The following is an 18,768-nucleotide window of genomic DNA, read 5'->3' as shown; positions in this document are numbered from 1 at the left end:
TTATTGGACTGATATTTCTATGTAATTTCGATTGAAATAACCAATAAAAAAATAATTATGTTGACGATCATTTTAAATATTTTATTACCGCCATTGGCCGTATTTATGAAGCACGGTTTAGGCGTAACCTTTTTAATAAGTTTACTACTAACCGCACTGGGATGGATTCCCGGCGTTATTCACGCTTTTATTGTGAATGGTACACGGTAAGTTTTATAGCAGAGATAAAAAAAAGGTCTGGAGATTTCTCCAGACCTTTTTTTATGTTTAAAATTTAATGATAAAACTAATTATCCTCTTTTTCTCTTCTTACCACTTCTTTTTGCCAATCCCAGGCGCTTTTTAAAGCTTCGTCTAAATGCTTTTCAGTTTTCCAGCCCAATTCTTCGTTGGCCTTTTTGGTATCGGCGTAGGCGGCAACAATATCGCCTTCTCTTCTACCTACAATTTTATAAGGTAGTTTTTCTCCTGTAGATCGCTCAAAAGAATTAATAACTTCTAATACCGAACTTCCTTTCCCGGTTCCAAGATTAAATACTTCAAAATTGGTTTTTTCCCTATTTTGTTGAAGCCGTTCTAAAGCCACCACGTGGGCTTTTGCCAGGTCTATAACGTGAATATAATCACGTATACAAGTACCATCTTCGGTTGGATAATCATCTCCAAATACCGAAAGTTCTTTTCGTTTTCCAATGGCGGTTTGGGTAATAAAAGGAATTAAATTTTGTGGAGTTCCTATAGGCAATTCACCTATTTCTGCACTTGGGTGTGCCCCAACAGGATTAAAATATCTAAGGGAGATCGCTTTAAAATTCTTATTTATTTTAGCCGTATCAGTGAGGATCTCCTCCCCTATTTGCTTGGTATTTCCGTAGGGAGATTCAGCTTTCTTAACCGGTGCATTTTCGGTAATAGGTAAAGTATCGGCCTGGCCGTAAACCGTACAGGAAGAACTAAAAATAAAATAAGCATTATCTTTTTGCTGTAATTCCTGAAGCAAATAAATTAAACTAGACAGGTTGTTTTCATAATAAAGCAAAGGATTTTCTACACTTTCTCCAACTGCCTTAGAAGCAGCAAAATGAATTACTCCTTCAATATCGGGATATTTTTCAAAAAACTCTTTTACTTCGTTTTTATTACGAAGGTCTATATTTTCAAAAGCGGGGGTCTTTTGTGAGATTTTTGTAATTCCCGCAAGCACATCTATAGAAGAATTAGACAAATTATCTATTATCACTACTTCGTGACCTTTTTCCTGAAGTGCTACCACCGTATGAGAACCTATAAAACCAAGTCCGCCGGTCACCAATATTCTAGAGCTCATTTTTTATCTTTTAATTCAATTGCAAATTAAAAAAAAGGAATTTCTTAAACCTGCTAAAAAAATATTAATTCCTCTCATTAATTATTTCAAGGAAAACACGGTTCTAAAACACTCAATCCTCTATAAAACTTATCTTTGCAATCTAAATTTTAAATTATGTCCCTAGAAAAGCAAAAAAAGGTTTTTAAATACGTGAGTATCCTGGAAGGACTTTCGTTCTTATTATTACTGTTTATCGCAATGCCACTTAAATATATTTGGAGTATGCCGCAAATGGTGCAACAAGTAGGAATGGCTCACGGGGTGCTTTTTATCGCTTATGTAATTGGCGCTATTTGGTTATTTAGACCACTAAACTGGAATTTTAAAGAATTGTTAGTAGTTCTTGGTTGCTCGCTGGTTCCATTCGGACCTTTTTACGTTGAAAAAAAATATCTTTAAACTATGGGTATAGAGGAAGGATTTAAAAATTTGATTTGTCTTTTTGAAAATTTTCTGATAGACCAGGGTGTAAATTCTACAGTGGCACTTTATCTAAATTTGTTACTGAATATCCTTATCCTTATTCTTATTATAATTGGGGTAAATTACCTGATCAAAAATTTTGTAATCACAGCTTTCAAAAGTTTCAGTGATAAAACCACAACTTCTTTTGACGACTACCTAATAAAAACCAGGTTTCCCAAATATATAGGGCAAATTCTTCCTATACTCATAATTTATCTTACTGTTCCCTATATTCTGCTGGAGTTTCCCCTGGCAATTAAAGCATTCTATTTTGTCATTGACATATATATTATAATTCTGATTGTTTGGATTATAAGAAGCATTTTGCGCGGAACAAAAGGCTATCTCAGGACTTTAGAATCTTTCCATGACAAACCGGTAGAGAGTTATATGCAAGTAATAATGATCATTGTTTGGTTATTTGCGCTACTTTTTATTGTTGCAGAAATTACCGGCAAAGACGTTATTAATTTTATTATTTCCTTGGGTGCCGCTTCAGCGATCTTATTACTAATCTTTAAAGATACTATCCTGGGATTTGTAGCCTCTATTCAGGTTAGTGTAAACGATATTGTAAGAATTGGCGACTGGATCACCTTTAGTAAATATGGTGCCGATGGTACGGTGACAGAGATCACGCTGGCTACGGTTAGAGTTCAGAATTTTGACAATACATTTACCTCAATTCCTACCTACAGTTTAATTTCTGAATCGTTTCAGAACTGGCGTGGAATGCAGGAGTCTCCAGGAAGAAGAATTAAACGCTCGGTTTTTATTAAACAGAACTCTGTAAAATTTATTTCTGCTGAAGATTTTGAAAAATATAAAAACATACAAATAATCTCATCTTATCTGGAAGATCGGCAGAATGAAATCAATGAATATAACGCAAATAATAAAGTAGATACAAAGCTTCCTTTAAACGGAAGAAACCAAACCAACCTGGGAATTTTTAGAAAGTATATAGACACGTATTTAAATAACCATTCTGCGGTTCACAAAGAGATGTACATTATTGTAAGACATCTACAACCCACAGCACACGGTATTCCTATAGAAGTGCTTTGCTTTAGCCGGGATAAGCGTTGGGAAAATTTTGAATATATTACTGCCGATATTTTTGATCACGTAATTGCAGCGGTATCTTATTTTGATCTTCAATTGTATGAGGCTCCATCGGGTGATGATATTCGGGATTATTTTTCTAAACAAACTGGGCAGGGAATTGATTCTAAATAGAAACTAGACTTTTTTAGACCTAAACCTTAAAGCAATTTAGTTCACAATTAACAGGTAATTTTAATTAAACGTTTATCTTTCCGCAGCATAAAGCCAACCAATAAAATTATGACATTAAAAGGATTTCTTCAGGTTTTCGGGATTATAGCGGTAGTAATGACCCTTATTCCACTAATCGCAGCCGACTTTTGGTGGATAAGAATTTTTGATTATTTGCATATTCAATTAACCTTGCTTACCCTTACCGCAATTGCGGCATATTTTATAAGATTTGATATTAAGAGAACCGAAGATTATATTTTTATGGGCGTGCTTTTAGCCTGTTTCCTATTTCAGGTGGTTAAGATCTATCCTTATTTTCCGCACGGAAATTATGAAGTTGGCGATGTTTCCGAAGAAAATTTCAGCAATAAATTTAGTCTTTACGCAGCCAATGTTTTGCAAAAAAACGAAAATCCAGACTTGATCATAGCAGATATTAAAAAACAAAATCCGGATGTTTTATTGTTCACCGAGACTAATACACGCTGGAAAAATGATCTTGCAGAAATCACGGCCTCATATCCTTATAAAGTTGAAGCTCCACTAGATAATACTTACGGGATGTTATTCTATTCGAGATTACCGCTTAAAAATCCGCAAGTTCGTTATTTGGTAGACGATAGTATTCCTTCTATTCACAGTGTCCTGGAATTAAGATCTGGTAAAGAAATTATGTTTCATGCCATTCACCCAACCCCACCAATGCCGCAACACAACCCTTCTTCTACAGATAGGGATGCAGAGATGATGAAAGTGGCATTTATGGCAAGGGATTCCAAGTTGCCGGTTTTAGTGGCTGGAGATTTTAACGATGTGGCATGGTCTGCTACCACTGCCCTATTCCAAAATGTGGGTGGTTTATTAAATACAAGAATTGGCCGTGGTTTCTATAATACTTTTGATGCCGGCAGCTCTATTATGCGCTGGTCTCTGGATCACGTTTTTGTAACCGAAGAATTCAGGGTAGCCGATTTTAGACTAGGCAGCAAAATAGATTCAGATCATTATCCGCTTTATATAGAACTCAACCTTGAGCCGGAAAGAGCCGAAGAACAAAAGCCAGAACCTGCTACAGAAGAAGAATTAAAGAATGCGCGTGAGCAAGTTGAAAAAATGCAAGAAAAGGCAAAAGAAGATGCTCAGGAAAAGAAGTAGGCACTACCTGCCCTATTTTTTTAATTTTCAATTTATAGCTATCTCCACTTTTTCAGGCTTTTTCAGCATTTAAGTATTTTTTATCTAATCTCTTAAATAAAACCCAAAGTAAGTGTCCGAGTTAGTATTCCTTAGTTTTCTTTCTAAATTTAATTATTGTTTAACCATGTTTATAGCCATTATTCGGCTATAAAACAGTGGTTTTAGTTCAATAATATTCAATTTAAAATTTTAGAAGAAACCCAGAATGCTGAATATATCTGAATTATCGGAGAAATCAATTAAAAAAATTTTAACAATCCTTGAAGAAGATGGCAAAATAAGTGCTTCTCTTCCGGGAGGTGGTTTAATTCATATAGAAGATAATTTACCTTATCTTATCGTATATCGTACAAGGAATAATGATGAGGGTACCGAGCGAATAATTGTTAGCGAAGCTTCTTATCTTTTAATTGGAGATAAGTTTTTTGAAGCTTACCAAAGACTTGTGTATGCATTAGCCGATAAACTTTCTACCGAATTCAAATCCTATATGGTTTTTGAGATCTATACGGGAGAACCTAACAATTGCTTTACTATAAAAGCTCCTGCACAAAAATTGCCTACTTCGGTAAAAGCGCTTCAAAGAGAACTCAATAATATAAATGAAATATTTTCTGGCCTCTACTTAAGAGCCGAAATAAAGGATACTCCAAATCGCCAAAAAGAAGGTGACCAGGAAATTCTAAGCATTGATGAGGCAAAGAAGTCGGGAGCGGTAATAGTTGGGTTGGAAATTCCACCGGTTTTTCGTGATGAGAACAACGAAGTTTACCCTGTTTTCCTTAGACAATTTAAAGATTACCTCATTACCAGTATTCATAAGGCAATTTACGATTATGTGAGGGTGCAAACCACCAGCGGGGTGGGAAGTTATCTTGCTTTAGGTAGAAAACACTTAAAAGAAAAGGTATTTGAAATAGATAAAGCGCTTGCCAAGATAGAGCGCTCTTATCAGTTTCTATGGCTGGTTTCCCCTGCCAATATTCAGGATATTAAAAATACTTTCTTTGAGAGTAATTATGAAAAGGTTTTAGATTATCACTACCGGTTACTCCCAATAGATCCGGATCTCTTGAAAAGGGAACTATTTAATCTTAAAATTGAAGATATTGATGATCCTGCCATGTCCCATATTTTTAGGGAAAAGCGTGAAGAACTGGATCAACAAATCACTATGCTAAGTGAACGCGGAACTTCTAATTTCTTTTATAACAGTATTAGGTTATATAAAGGCTTAAGTCCCAAAATAAGCGAAGAAGCGGGTGAAATCTTACGAGAGGTCGATGAAGCTGAAGAAGATGAAAATGCAGATTTTATTGATGCCAAAGGATTTAGTAGTCTTGCACGCCGCGAGTTTGATTATTTTGCTGAACAGGATGAAAATTTTAAAAGTAAAGTTCACATTCGTAAAGATGTGAATATTATGATGGTGAATAAAGGTGAACTCTATATTCCGGCAGATTATAGAATGAATAAAACTGAAGCCACGGCACTTATTCAGCACGAGGTTGGAACTCATGTGCTTACCTATTATAACGGAACGCGCCAACCTTTAGAATTATTAAGCAGCGGACTTGCAGATTACGATCCACTTCAGGAGGGACTTGCAGTAATGTCTGAGTTTTTAGTAGACGGACTTACCGGTAATAGATTAAGGACATTGGCTGGAAGAGTAATTGCAGGATCGGCCTTGATGGAAGGCGCCGAATTTCCGCAGTTATTCAGGTTATTAAAAATGGATTATGGTTTTACCGCCGAAAGAGCTTTTAATATCACCTCCAGGATTATGCAGGGAGGCGGATTTTTAAAGGATATTATCTACTTAAAAGGTCTGGTTCAACTTCGCGATCATCTTCAAAATGGTGGGGAATACGAACCTTTACTGGCAGGAAAATTCGGGTTGAAACATACCAAAATCATCGAAGAATTAACCGAAAGAAAAGTATTAAAAACGAGCGCCTTGCGCCCAAGTTATTTATTAACCGAGAATATAACCAATAAATTAAACTTAATCAGAGAGGGGCTTCCCCTTTCACAAATGATAACCTAATGAAAATTTGCTTTGTATTAAACGATATTGAATCCGAGAGCTGTAGAACCTCTGTTATGTTAATGACTACTGCCCACGCTCGTGGTCATGAGGTCTATGCCATGGGCGTGGGAGATTTCAACTTTCATCATGATGCGCCTATTAGTATTAACAGTACTCAGGTGCCTAAAAATACAAAAACCAAATCTCCAAAGAAGTTTTTGGAAGCTTTGCAAAGTTCTAAAGCGAGAAAAAAGAGGATAGAATCAACTAAACTGGATGTACTTTTTATAAGAAATAACCCTACCGAAGAAGGTTCTGGCCGGGAATGGGCAGAACAAGCCGGGGTTGCTTTTGGAAGAATGATGCAGCAGCAGGGAGTGCTGGTATTAAATGATGCCTATGCCCTTTCTAACGCTTTTATTGATAAGCTATATTTCGAGGAACTTCCTGCAGAAATTAAACCCGATTCTTTAATTACCAGGAATAAAGAAGACATTTTAGAATTCTGGGAAAAGAACAATAAAAAGATCGTTTTAAAACCGCTGGAAGGATCCGGCGGGCAGAATGTTTTTCTTATAGATGAAAATGAAAAAAACATCAACCAGATTATTGAGACCATTAGTCAGGACGGTTATGTTATAGCACAGGAATTCTTACCGGCCGTTAAGGATGGTGATGTAAGGATTATTTTAATGAATGGTCGTGTTATGGTTAAAGATGGCAAACAAGCCATTATTAGACGTGTAAGTGGTGAAGGTGAATTCCGAAGTAATTTCACCCTTGGTGCCTCTGCCGATAGCAGCGATCTTACTCCGGAGATGCAACGCATTGTAGATCTAACTGCTCCAAAGCTTATTAGAGACGGACTCTTCTTTGTAGGTCTTGATGTAGTGAAAGATAAATTAATAGAAATCAATGTTTTAAGTCCAGGCGGTATGGAACATTTTAAAGATATAGGCCTCCCGGATTTTACCGATACAGTAATTGAAGCTATTGAACGTAAGGTTGAATATAAAGAGCTATACGGGCACCAATTTGACAACAGGGAGATTGCCTGTATGGAATAAATAAACTGAAAGGAATTTATTATGAGTAATAAACCAGATAAACATATACCAAGGATAATTGGGAAATATACCAGTAATAAAAACGGCCCTCTACTTTTTGTAACCGCTGGAATTCACGGAAATGAACCCAGTGGCGTAAAGGCTTTGGAAGAAGTTTTTAAACAACTCGAAAAGACCAAACCAGAAATTGAAGGAACTTTGGTAGGAGTTTCCGGAAATCACAAAGCGCTCAATCAAAATAAGCGTTATATAGATGAAGACCTTAACCGGGTTTGGACCAAGGAAAATATTGAGCAGAAAAAAGCTGAAACCCACGAGCAGAAAGAAATGCGGGAAATTATAGATATTCTGAAACAATTTCCGGAAGAAGATTTTACTAAACGTTACTTCCTGGATTGCCATACCACCTCATCGGCGAGTTTACCTTATGTTTCGGTACAGGAAGTGAACGATAATGACGAATGGGCGCATAATTTCCCAACTTTTATCGTACGTGGTTTTAGCGATATTATTACCGGGGATATAGATCATTATTTAAGCCGAACAGGTATGACAGGCTTTGTATTTGAAGCCGGACAACACGAAGACAAAACTTCGGTTGAAAATCACGAAGGGGTGATTTGGCTGGCCCTAAAAGAAGCTTGTAAGCTTGATTTATCTGAAATTGAAACTTATCCGGAATGTGTAAATCGTTTTGCCGAAAAGAATGCCCCGGAGCAAAAAACCTTTGAGTTAGTGCATCGCCACGGACTTGAAGATTCTGACAAATTTGAAATGGAACCAGGCTATGAAAATTTCCAAAAAATTAAAAAAGGAGAACTGCTGGCTAAACAGAATGGGAATGAAGTGAAAAGTGAATGGGACGCGAGAATTTTTATGCCCTTATACCAATCACAAGGAAATGACGGCTTTTTTGTGATCGAGGAGGTTGATGTAAAATAAATGAAAACAATTATAAACCTTACGTCATTCTGTCCCGAAGTGTCGGGATATTACAGAATCTAAGCCCTTGAAATTAAAAGCAGTCCCCACAGGTTTTGAAACCTGTGGGGACTTAATTTTTTATGGAATAATTTACTTCTTTACAACCCCAATTAATTCCCCGGTTCCACAATTTAAACGCAGAAATTCGCGTTTAGAAAGTCCGTATTTCCCTTCAGGTACTTCATAATCTCCAATACCATTTCCCCAGGAGCGTACCATAATTAATTCGGTTCCGTCTTCCGGGTCCAGCATTGGGCTTTTGCATACATTTTCTTCAAAATCCATTCCATCACCCATAGCGAAATTTGTAGGAGCATCTTCAGGCTGACGAATAATATCGTCTGAATCTGGAGTCATCATAGCTCCACAAGACATTAGGAAACAAGCCAATATCCCAATTAAAATTTTTGTTTTCATATTTTCTGGTTTAGTCAATTAAATTTAAACAAAATCAACATTGAAATTTTAAAATTTTAATCTGGAATCAATTTTCAGCGAACTCTACACAAACGGGAGACATTACTTCAATAGGAAGCAAATGCTCTTCAAGTTTTCCCGTTTTCAAATTAATCTTAAAGCTGCTCATTGTAGAAGTGTCCTGATTGGCTGCGTAAAGAAATTTCCCGTCTGGAGAGATCGCAAAATTTCTAGGGGTTTCACCCTTTGTAGAATAATAACCAATTGCACTTAATTTCCCTGAATTCTTATCTACTTTAAAACCGGCGATACTATTATGCCCGCGGTTAGAAGCATAAACAAATTTCCCCGAAGGATGCAAATGAATATCTGCTCCCGAATTTTTCCCACTAAAATCTTCTGGTAAACTGGAAATATTCTGAATAACCTCCAGGTTTCCATTTTCTTCAATTTTAAATACACTAATTGTAGAATTTAGCTCATTCATGGAAAAAGCGAAATTTTCATCTTTAGAAAAACTAAAATGCCTTGGGCCAGAGCCTTCTTCTAATTGTACAAATGGGTTTTCTTTCGGACTTAACTTTCCGGTTTCTGAATTGAAATTATAGATCCAGATCTTATCATTTCCAAGATCGGAGATATAAGCAGTTTTGTTATCTGAAGAAATCGAAACCGAATGTGCGTGTGAGGCCTCACGATTTTCTAATTGTACTTTTTGCTGTTTTTCAAGAAGACCATCTTCTCCCCTTTTATAAACCATTACCACGCCTCCCATATAATTGGAAACAAAAACATACTTTCCAGATTCATCTATCTCAATATGGCAGGGTGCAAAACTTTCAGTAGAAATTTTGCCTATTTCCTGCAGGCTATTGTCCATATTTCTTTTATATGAATATATAAACCCAGAATCTGCATCGCCGCTTCCCAACTCACTTACAGCGTAAAGATTTTTCCCGTCTTCAGTAGCTTTTACAAAACTGGGATTAGTAATCTCAGCTACGGTTTTTTCCGGTTGTAAACTTCCATTTTCAGGGTCCTGCATCGCCAAAAATATTCCTTTAGCCTTTCCATCTACGTGACCTTCTTTTTTGGTGTAAGTTCCTATATAAACAGGGATTTCGGTATTTTGAGCTGCACAGCTTCCGGTTAGGATTACTGCTAAGGTTATTAAAGTAAATCTTATCATAATTTTATTGGCTACAGCCATTTTTTACGTTTAAAATAGAAGATCATAAATAGAAATATAGCGATCATTATTCCCCAAAGCACAAAGTAACTGTGCTCCCATTGCAGCTCGGGCATATATTCAAAATTCATCCCGTAAATACCCGCGATAAAAGTTAGCGGAATAAAAATAGAGGCCATTATGGTCAGTACCTTCATCACCTCGTTCATTTTATTGCTAAGCGTGGTCATATACATATCCATAAGTCCCCAGGCCATTTCTCGATAAAGTTCTATGTTTTCTGAAACCTGTAAAATATGGTCGTGAAGGTCATTTATATAATTTCTGGTTCTGGTTTTAATAAGCCCATTTTCCATATTCTGAAATCTGGAAATTACTTCTTTAAGCGGAAATACTGCACGTCTAACCCTTAAAATAGCTCTTTTAAGATCCTGGATCTCATAAGTAATATCATCACTTGGCTGACTTTCAAAAAGTTGTTCTTCCAGGGCTTCAACTTTTTCGCTTAACTCGTCTACTACCAGAAAATAATGGTCTACAATAGCATCTAAAAGTGCAAAAACAAGGTAATCTGAACCGTTGCTGCGTATACGCCCATATGATTTTTCCAATCTGCCTCTAACGCCATCAAAAACATCCCCGCCTGCTTCCTGAAATGTTAGTACATAATCTTTTCCCAGAACAAAACTTATATGCTCGTTAACCAATTTACCATCCTGGTGATATAGCATTTTAGCAACTATAAACAAATAATCTTCATACTCATCTATTTTTGGGCGCTGGGTAGTATTTACAATATCTTCAATAATTAAGGGATGGAGATCGTAATATTTCCCTAGTTTTTCTATTTCGGCTGTATTGCTTAAGCCATCTATATTAAACCAGGTAATTCGATCTTTAGCCTCAAATTTAAAAGCATCTTCGGTAGTTGAGGAAGTAAGTTTTTCGAAGTTATTTTTATTGTAATCTATTACTTCAAGTTTAGTTTCGCTAGATTCCTTTCTTCCTACGTAAGTTACCGTTCCCGGAGGCTGATTTACAGATTTCATTTTAGGCCTGCGTAAACTTTGGGTCAGTTTTTTTACCATGTTGCTACTTTGTAGGCCTAAAGGTAATAAAGTTTTATTTTGCCGAAATATTAAAAGTTTGCTGAAAAAATCTTTAAAACCAATTTTAATTTTGAAAGGATTTACTGAATAGCTATAAAGTGTATTATCTCTAAAAAACTGAGTTATATCATATCTAGATCCTTAAAATGGAAATAGTTTTATTATTACGTTTCAAGTAAGAACTCTTTAGCGCCGGACTAGTATGAAAAAGTCGAAACTCGATATATACCTTTTACTCCCTATCAAGAATTTTATCGAGAAAAAAACCTCAGTGGGTTTATTGCTTATTTTTTCGGCCTTACTTGCTATGATCGTAGCTAATTCTCCCTTATCTGATGCCTATCACAGTCTTTGGAAACAATATATTCACTTAGGAATAAACGACTTTATAATAAAGAAAAATCTCCTGCATTGGATTAACGACGGACTTATGTCTATTTTCTTTTTTATGATTGGGCTAGAACTTAAACGCGAGATCCTGCAGGGGGAACTTTCAAGTTTTAAAAAATCTATGCTACCTATAGGAGCGGCAATTGGAGGAATGATCTTTCCCGCGCTTATCTTTTTCTACTTTAATACCGGTTTAGATTCCGTTTCTGGATGGGGAATTCCTATGGCTACAGATATCGCATTTGCCCTCGGAATTCTATACCTGCTTGGAGACCGGGTTCCTTTTCCTCTTAAAGTATTTCTAACCGCCATCGCTATTGTAGATGACATTGGCGCCGTGCTGGTAATCGCATTTTTTTACACTTCAGATATTTCTATACAAAGTCTTGCAATTGCAGGGATCTTTCTACTTATCCTGGCTGCAGCAAATTTAATAGGGATTAGAAACACCTTATTTTATGCAGTGATGGGAATTGGTGGATTATGGCTGGCAATTTTACTTTCAGGAGTGCACGCTACTATTGCGGCGGTTTTGGCGGCATTTGCAATTCCCAATACAAAACGTATCAACACCCCATTATTTCTTCGGAAATCTAAACTCCTGGGTTATGAAATACAACAAGAGTTTAGAAACAGGAAGAAGAACCCTAAAGAGGCCGAAGAAAACATTACTCATACTATTGAAAAATTCTCTTCCTTAACCGAAGATGCTACTCCCCCATTACAAAGGCTGGAACACGCACTTCATCCATTTGTGAGCTTTGTGGTGCTACCTATATTCGCATTCGCAAATGCCGGGGTGAGTCTTGGAGAAACCTCCTTTGATTCATTTTTAAGTCCGGTAATGATTGGGGTTGTTGGCGGATTAATTTTTGGGAAATTCATTGGGGTGGTTTTATTCTCCCGCCTTATGGTTTGGTTTAAAATAGCAGATCTTCCCAAAAAAGTGAAATGGAAACACGTCTACGGAATTGGTTTTCTGGCGGCTATTGGTTTTACCATGTCACTCTTTATAACCGACCTGGCTTTTGAGAATGAAAATTATATGTCACAGGCAAAAATTGGGATCTTGCTGGCTTCTTTAATCGCAGGAATTATTGGCTATTTTTACTTGAGAAAAATTAGTAATGGAAGCTAATACACTCAAACCTGATTCCCATCATATTATCTACGCCTAATTTCCCGAAAATTTGCAGCTAAAATACAGAAAAAGTATGAGCAGCTGTTTTCACTGTGGTGAAGAATGTAAAGAGGAGCATCTTGTTTTTCAGGAAAAAGATTTCTGTTGTCACGGCTGTAGAACCGTTTTCGATATCTTAAACGAAAGCGATCTTACCTACTATTACGATCTTCAGGAAAAACCTGGGATTTCCCCGGCTGCCTCAGAAGGTAAATTCGATTTCCTGGACAATCCAGAAATAGCCGAAAAGCTATTAGAATTTAATGAGAATAACACCCAGATAGTGAATTTCCTGGTTCCCTCTATGCATTGTAGTTCGTGTATTTGGGTTTTAGAAAATCTTGGAAAACTAAACAACGGAGTAAAATCGGCCCAGGTTGATTTTCCAAAGAAAACAGTAAGAATAAGTTTTTCTTCGGAAAAAATAAGCCTTAAAGAACTGGTTTACCTGCTAAGCAGAATTGGTTACGAACCCTATATTTCCCTGAAAGATTACGATGAAAAGGATCATAAAATAAACCGAAGCTTAATTTATAAGCTTGGTGTTGCCGGATTTGCTTTTGGAAACGTCATGTTTCTTTCTTTCCCCGAGTATTTTGAAGTGAAAGAGTTCTGGCTGGATCAATTTAAATATTTATTCCGTTGGCTCATGTTTGCTTTCTCATTACCGGTAGTTTTTTATTCGGGATCAGATTATTTTATTTCAGCATTCAAAGGTTTAAGAGCTAAAATCTTAAATATAGATGTCCCTATTGCTCTGGGAATCGCAGTACTTTTTATAAGAAGTACTACAGAAATACTATTAGACCTGGGAACTGGTTTTTTTGATAGTCTTACAGGCCTGGTTTTTTTCCTTCTATTAGGGAAGTTTTTTCAGCAGAAAACCTATTCCTACCTGTCTTTTGAAAGGGATTACAAATCCTATTTCCCTATGGCAGTTACTCGTTTAACAAAGAATAGTTCCAAAGAAACTATAGAGGAACAGGTACAGGTTTACAAAATAAAATCTGGAGATCGTATTTTAATACGAAACGGCGAATTAATTCCAATCGATGCGGTTTTAATGAAAGGGGAAGCCAATATAGACTACAGTTTTGTAACCGGGGAAGCCCAAGCCGTTAGAAAGGAATCTGGGGAAACACTCTATGCGGGTGGAAGACAACAAGGCGGTATCCTGGAAATTGAAGCTATAAAGGCGATAGACCAGAGTTACCTTACCAAACTCTGGAGTAATGAAGTCTTTAAAAAAGAAAAAAAAGGCCATTTTCAAAGTTTAATCAATCAAATTAGTAAACGCTTTACTGCCGGGGTTCTTAGCATTGCTTTTATTGCCACGTTATTTTGGTTGGTTTATGATCCTTCAAAAGCCTTAAATGTTTTTACGGCGGTCTTAATAATTGCCTGCCCCTGTGCTATCGCACTGGCCACACCATTCACGCTTGGAAATTTGCTTCGCATCTTCGGAAGAAATAAATTTTACTTAAAAGAAGCCGGAGTAATTGAACAAATAGCAAAAATTGATTGTCTTGTTTTTGATAAAACCGGAACGATTACCTCAAATAATAAAACCGAGATTTTCTACGAAGGTTTAAAACTTAATGCTGAAGAAGAAAGCTTGTTAAGTAGCAGTTTAAGAGCTTCAGGGCATCCATTAAGCAGGCAACTCTACGAGATCCTGGATAAAAACAATATTCAAAGTCTGGATGAATTTAATGAACATACCGGGAAAGGAATTAGCGCTGGAAGTAATGGCAGTAAAATGAAGATTGGTTCAGAAACATTTGTAAAAGAAAACCTTACTGAAACCAAAGAGCTTAATAAAACTACGGTACATATTAGTAGCAACGAAGAATATAAAGGCTGCTATGTTTTTAAGAATTCCTACCGTGAAGGTCTTGCTGATCTATTTAAAGAATTAGGGGAAAACAAACAGCTTTTTATCCTTTCTGGAGATAATAATGGTGAAAAGGAAAGACTGGAAAATATGCTGCCTTTAAATACCAAATTTTACTTCAATCAAAAACCAGACGATAAGCTCAATTTTATAAAAAAGCTGCAGCAGGAAGGTAAATCGGTGATGATGATTGGCGACGGACTTAACGATGCAGGGGCACTTGCTCAAAGCAATGTTGGGATCGCAGTTTCAGAAAATATTAACGTTTTCTCTCCGGCTTGTGATGGTATTCTTGAAGCTTCTAACCTCACCAGACTAAACAAATATTTTCAACTTTCAGAAAAAGGAATAAAGATCATTAAATGGAGCTTCGCGCTAAGCTTATGCTATAATGTAATAGGCCTGGCTTTCGCGGTTACAGGGAATTTAATGCCGGTAATCGCAGCCATACTAATGCCTTTAAGTTCTATTAGTATAGTATCCTTTACCACTTTGGCCACCAACCTCGCAGGGAAGAAATTAAAACCTGGATTAGCGGAAACCTGATCTAAATCATATTTTTAATTTTAACACAGTTTTAAGTTTGCTGAAAATAATTCAATAGAAATGAACATCATTTACCTCTTACTAGCTTTAAGTGTATTGGTAGCCCTCATCTTCTTTATAGCCTTTATTTTTTCAGTTAAAAAAGGGCAATATGACGATGTGTACACACCATCGGTAAGGATGTTATTTGACGACGAATTAGTAAAACCAAAATCTGATAAATCCAATTCCACCAAAAACAAGAAATCTAATTAACTATGGAAGTAGAACAGTTTCATTACGATAATAAAATCGTAAAAAAGTTTACTATGGCTACCCTTTTCTGGGGTATCATAGGTATGAGTGTAGGGCTGCTGCTCGCCTTTATGTTTTTATTCCCTAACATAACCGATGGAATTCCATGGTTAAGTTTTGGTCGTTTAAGACCATTGCATACCAACGCGGTGATTTTTGCCTTTGTTGGAAATGCAATTTTTGCAGGGGTATACTACTCTACCCAGCGTTTGCTTAAAGCCAGGATGTATAGCGATTTCTTAAGTAATTTCAACTTTTGGGGCTGGCAGGCTATAATTGTGGCAGCGGCGATCACGCTCCCTATGGGTTTTACCAGTTCTAAAGAATATGCTGAACTTGAATGGCCAATAGATATTGCTATTGCTTTGGTTTGGATTGCTTTTGGAGCCAACCTTATTGGTACCATGATCAAAAGACGCCAACGTCACTTATATGTAGCTATTTGGTTTTACCTGGCCACATTTGTAACCGTAGCTGTACTTCATATTGTAAATAATATTGAAATTCCTGTTACTGCTTTTAAAAGTTACTCTTTTTACTCTGGAGTTCAGGATGCTTTAGTTCAGTGGTGGTACGGGCACAATGCGGTGGCATTTTTCCTTACTACGCCTTTCTTAGGTTTAATGTATTATTTTGTTCCAAAAGCGGCTAACAGACCAGTTTACTCATACCGACTTTCTATTATCCACTTCTGGTCTCTTATCTTTATTTATATCTGGGCTGGCCCACACCATTTATTATATTCAACGTTACCAGACTGGGCGCAAAACCTTGGTGTAGCCTTTTCTGTAATGCTTTTATTCCCATCCTGGGGAGGTATGATTAACGGACTATTAACCTTGCGTGGTGCCTGGGATAAAGTACGTACAGATCCTGTTCTTAAGTTTTTCGTGGTAGCTATTACCGGTTACGGAATGGCAACTTTTGAAGGTCCTATGCTTTCCTTAAAAAATGTGAATGCTATTGCACACTTTAGTGACTGGATTATTGCTCACGTGCACGTTGGCGCACTTGCCTGGAATGGATTTTTAACTTTTGGTATGGTTTACTGGCTGGTACCAAGATTATTTAAAACGAAACTCTATTCCATCAAATTAGCAAATGTTCATTTTTGGATCGGGACACTTGGTATTATTATTTATACTCTCCCAATGTATGTTGCAGGATTCGTTCAGGCTTCTATGTGGAAACAATTTAATCCTGATGGAACTCTTACCTACGGAAACTTCTTAGAGACTGTAAGTTCAATTATCCCAATGTATTGGATGCGTGCAATTGGAGGTAGTTTATACATTGTAGGAGCTTTTATTTTACTTTATAATATTGTAAAAACTGTTAGACAGGGAAGTCCTGTTGAAGATGAGTTAGCTGAAGCTGCCCCACTTCAAAAAGTAACCCGTAAAAGAACAACCGGAGAAGCTTACCACTCCTGGTTAGAAAGAAGACCGGTAAAACTTACCATCTTCGCTACTATCGCGATTTTAATAGGTGGTATCGTTCAAATTGTACCTTCATTAATGGTAGATGAGTATGTACCGGTAATTTCCAGTGTAAAACCATATACTCCGTTAGAACTTGAAGGTCGGGATATTTATATACGTGAAGGCTGCGTAGGTTGCCACTCACAGATGATTAGACCTTTTAGAAGTGAAGTAGAACGTTACGGGGAATATTCCAAAGCCGGGGAATATGTTTACGACTATCCTTTCTTATGGGGTAGTAAACGTACCGGGCCAGACCTTATGCGGGTTGGTGGAAAATACTCCGATAACTGGCACCTAAACCATATGTACGATCCGCAGAGTACTTCTTCAGGTTCTATTATGCCATCTTACAAATGGATAGTTACAGGTGAGCTTGATAAAAGCGATACTGAAGCTAAAATGGAAGCTCTTAGTACTCTTGGCGTACCATATACTTTAGAAGAAATTGAAAATGCTCAACAATCCATGACAGAACAGGGAATTCAAATTGAGAAAAACCTGTATGCTGATCCAGATTTTGTAGATACCTATGAAGCCGAAAAAGAATTCGCAGCCCAAAACGGTAATGAATTCGTAGAAATGAGAAACCGGGAAATTGTAGCCCTTATCGCTTATCTACAGCGCCTGGGTACCGATATTAGAGCTAAAGATGTAGAAGTTTCAAACACTAAAACCAACTAAGCATGTTTAAATTCGTAAAAGGCCATATGGAAAGCATAGACGGGGTGATGATCTACCCGTTAATTTCCTTACTAATATTCTTCATCTTTTTTGTAGTGCTTTTCCTTTGGGTAATTACCGCAAAAAAGAAAGACATAGAAGAGGTAAGCAACCTGCCCTTAGATACTAACCAGGAAAATCAGGAATTATGAAAACTACATCATATTTAAGAATTGCAGGATTTTTAATTCTGGCCCTGGTGCTAATAGAACTAACAATAGAGACAGAAAGTGGCTGGGCAATTGAGCAGTATCCGGTTATTTGGGGAATTCTTGCAGTGGTGCTTGTTATAGCAATCGCTATAGAAGTTTCAATCACGGCTTTAGAAAATATGGTTTTCCGAAGTTTAAAACCAGATGCGCAAGAACGTTATACCAAACTTAAAGCTGAAAATTCCGAAAAACAGTTTTCAGGCATAAAGAAATGGTATAAAAAGATGCTGAATCAAAAGCCTGTTGAAAAGGAAGAAGAAATTCTTTTAGATCATAATTACGACGGCATCAAGGAACTGGATAACGATCTTCCTGCCTGGTGGCTGTATGGTTTTTACATCAGTATCATATTTGCTTTTGTCTATATGGGTTATTACCACATTTTTGACGGAGAAACTCAAAGGGAAGAATACCTTGCTGAGGTAGCAGAAGCCAAAGAAGAAATTGAAGCTTATAAAGAAGCGAATCCAGATCTTATAGACGCCTCCTCTGTTGAATTATTAACCGAGGCATCAGATCTTAAAGCTGGTGAAGAAATATTTATGACCAGCTGTATGGCTTGTCACCGTGCAGATGGTGGTGGTGCTATTGGCCCTAATCTTACCGATGAACATTGGATTCTTGGTGGTGGAATAAGCAATGTTTTCCAAACAGTTTCTGAAGGAGGCCGTGACGGAAAAGGAATGGTTGCCTGGAAATCTGAATTAAGTGCCCAGGAAATTGCCCAGGTGTCTAGTTATGTTATAAGTCTTGAGGGAACTAACCCTACAGATCCTAAGGCACCCGAAGGTGAAATTTGGGAAGCCGAAACAGAATAATATAGAGTAGTTTACCTGGCGAAAGGCCACGAGAAATTGAAAGAAAAAATTTTTAGATTTTAAGGCATCCCGACTCTTCGGGACGGAGTATTAAATCTCGATTATCGAGTAAAAAAAGAA

The 18,768-nt window shown here is 37.0% G+C and carries 17 protein-coding genes; 13 read left to right on the top strand and 4 right to left on the bottom strand.

The genetic code is table 11. The features are described from left to right. Window positions 1-51 precede the first annotated feature (51 nt). Window positions 52-210: a YqaE/Pmp3 family membrane protein gene (locus tag B5440_RS05805; protein WP_057483226.1), complete on the top strand. Its 159-nt coding sequence runs from the start codon at window positions 52-54 to the stop codon at window positions 208-210. A 76-nt stretch (window positions 211-286) separates the two neighbouring features. Here the strand turns inward: B5440_RS05805 and galE are convergent, their stop codons facing one another. Beyond that, on the bottom strand, window positions 287-1,327 hold the full coding sequence (gene galE / locus B5440_RS05800; RefSeq protein WP_070055289.1) for a UDP-glucose 4-epimerase GalE: 1,041 nt from the start codon (window positions 1,325-1,327) through the stop codon (window positions 287-289). A gap of 156 nt (window positions 1,328-1,483) precedes the next feature. Here galE and B5440_RS05795 point away from each other — a divergent pair, with 156 nt between their 5' ends. The 6 genes from B5440_RS05795 (at window position 1,484) to B5440_RS05770 (ending at window position 8,353) form a co-directional block, all read left to right on the top strand. Then, window positions 1,484-1,768, top strand: coding sequence for a DUF3817 domain-containing protein (locus tag B5440_RS05795; protein WP_057483228.1), 285 nt, complete (start codon window positions 1,484-1,486; stop codon window positions 1,766-1,768). Window positions 1,769-1,771: 3 nt separating this feature from the next. After that, complete coding sequence (locus tag B5440_RS05790; protein ID WP_070055290.1) at window positions 1,772-3,073, top strand: mechanosensitive ion channel family protein; 1,302 nt, start codon at window positions 1,772-1,774, stop codon at window positions 3,071-3,073. Window positions 3,074-3,181: 108 nt separating this feature from the next. After that, window positions 3,182-4,270: an endonuclease/exonuclease/phosphatase family protein gene (locus B5440_RS05785; protein ID WP_070055291.1), complete on the top strand. Its 1,089-nt coding sequence runs from the start codon at window positions 3,182-3,184 to the stop codon at window positions 4,268-4,270. A 247-nt stretch (window positions 4,271-4,517) separates the two neighbouring features. After that, window positions 4,518-6,362, top strand: coding sequence for a peptidase MATCAP family protein (locus B5440_RS05780; protein ID WP_070055292.1), 1,845 nt, complete (start codon window positions 4,518-4,520; stop codon window positions 6,360-6,362). After that, window positions 6,362-7,411 (top strand): glutathione synthetase, encoded by a 1,050-nt coding sequence (locus tag B5440_RS05775; protein ID WP_070055293.1) that lies wholly within the window; start codon window positions 6,362-6,364, stop codon window positions 7,409-7,411. Before B5440_RS05780 ends, B5440_RS05775 begins: the two co-directional genes overlap by 1 nt. 21 nt (window positions 7,412-7,432) lie before the next feature. Next, window positions 7,433-8,353, top strand: coding sequence for a succinylglutamate desuccinylase/aspartoacylase domain-containing protein (locus tag B5440_RS05770; protein WP_070055294.1), 921 nt, complete (start codon window positions 7,433-7,435; stop codon window positions 8,351-8,353). Window positions 8,354-8,485: 132 nt separating this feature from the next. Here the strand turns inward: B5440_RS05770 and B5440_RS05765 are convergent, their stop codons facing one another. From B5440_RS05765 to corA, 3 genes are all read right to left on the bottom strand, one after another. After that, window positions 8,486-8,812 (bottom strand): hypothetical protein, encoded by a 327-nt coding sequence (locus B5440_RS05765; protein ID WP_141728148.1) that lies wholly within the window; start codon window positions 8,810-8,812, stop codon window positions 8,486-8,488. A gap of 67 nt (window positions 8,813-8,879) precedes the next feature. Beyond that, entirely contained in the window at window positions 8,880-10,022 is a 1,143-nt protein-coding gene (locus B5440_RS05760) for a lactonase family protein (RefSeq protein ID WP_070055296.1), read from the bottom strand. After that, window positions 10,013-11,089, bottom strand: coding sequence for a magnesium/cobalt transporter CorA (corA, locus tag B5440_RS05755; RefSeq protein ID WP_070055297.1), 1,077 nt, complete (start codon window positions 11,087-11,089; stop codon window positions 10,013-10,015). Before corA ends, B5440_RS05760 begins: the two co-directional genes overlap by 10 nt. A 223-nt stretch (window positions 11,090-11,312) precedes the next feature. Here corA and nhaA point away from each other — a divergent pair, with 223 nt between their 5' ends. The 6 genes from nhaA (at window position 11,313) to B5440_RS05725 (ending at window position 18,648) form a co-directional block, all read left to right on the top strand. Then, a complete protein-coding gene (gene nhaA / locus B5440_RS05750; protein ID WP_070055298.1) occupies window positions 11,313-12,638 on the top strand; it encodes a Na+/H+ antiporter NhaA in 1,326 nt (441 codons plus the stop codon). 76 nt (window positions 12,639-12,714) lie between these two features. Further along, the gene (locus B5440_RS05745; protein WP_070055299.1) at window positions 12,715-15,120 is read left to right on the top strand and encodes a heavy metal translocating P-type ATPase; all 2,406 of its coding nucleotides are present in this window, start codon (window positions 12,715-12,717) and stop codon (window positions 15,118-15,120) included. A gap of 60 nt (window positions 15,121-15,180) precedes the next feature. Further along, window positions 15,181-15,375 carry a cbb3-type cytochrome oxidase assembly protein CcoS gene (ccoS, locus tag B5440_RS05740; protein ID WP_070055300.1) on the top strand — a complete coding sequence of 65 codons (195 nt, stop codon included), beginning with the start codon at window positions 15,181-15,183 and terminating at the stop codon, window positions 15,373-15,375. Window positions 15,376-15,377: 2 nt separating this feature from the next. Beyond that, window positions 15,378-17,579 (top strand): cytochrome-c oxidase, cbb3-type subunit I, encoded by a 2,202-nt coding sequence (gene ccoN / locus B5440_RS05735; RefSeq protein WP_070055301.1) that lies wholly within the window; start codon window positions 15,378-15,380, stop codon window positions 17,577-17,579. Window positions 17,580-17,581: 2 nt separating this feature from the next. Further along, window positions 17,582-17,770: a CcoQ/FixQ family Cbb3-type cytochrome c oxidase assembly chaperone gene (locus tag B5440_RS05730; protein WP_057483240.1), complete on the top strand. Its 189-nt coding sequence runs from the start codon at window positions 17,582-17,584 to the stop codon at window positions 17,768-17,770. Further along, the gene (locus B5440_RS05725; RefSeq protein ID WP_070055302.1) at window positions 17,767-18,648 is read left to right on the top strand and encodes a cbb3-type cytochrome c oxidase N-terminal domain-containing protein; all 882 of its coding nucleotides are present in this window, start codon (window positions 17,767-17,769) and stop codon (window positions 18,646-18,648) included. Before B5440_RS05730 ends, B5440_RS05725 begins: the two co-directional genes overlap by 4 nt. Window positions 18,649-18,768: the final 120 nt, after the last annotated feature.

Source organism: Salegentibacter salarius (genome assembly GCF_900168265.1).
GTDB lineage: Bacteria > Bacteroidota > Bacteroidia > Flavobacteriales > Flavobacteriaceae > Salegentibacter > Salegentibacter salarius.
The sequence above is the reverse complement of the archived record's forward strand: the minus strand, read 5'-3'. Positions and strand labels throughout refer to the sequence as shown.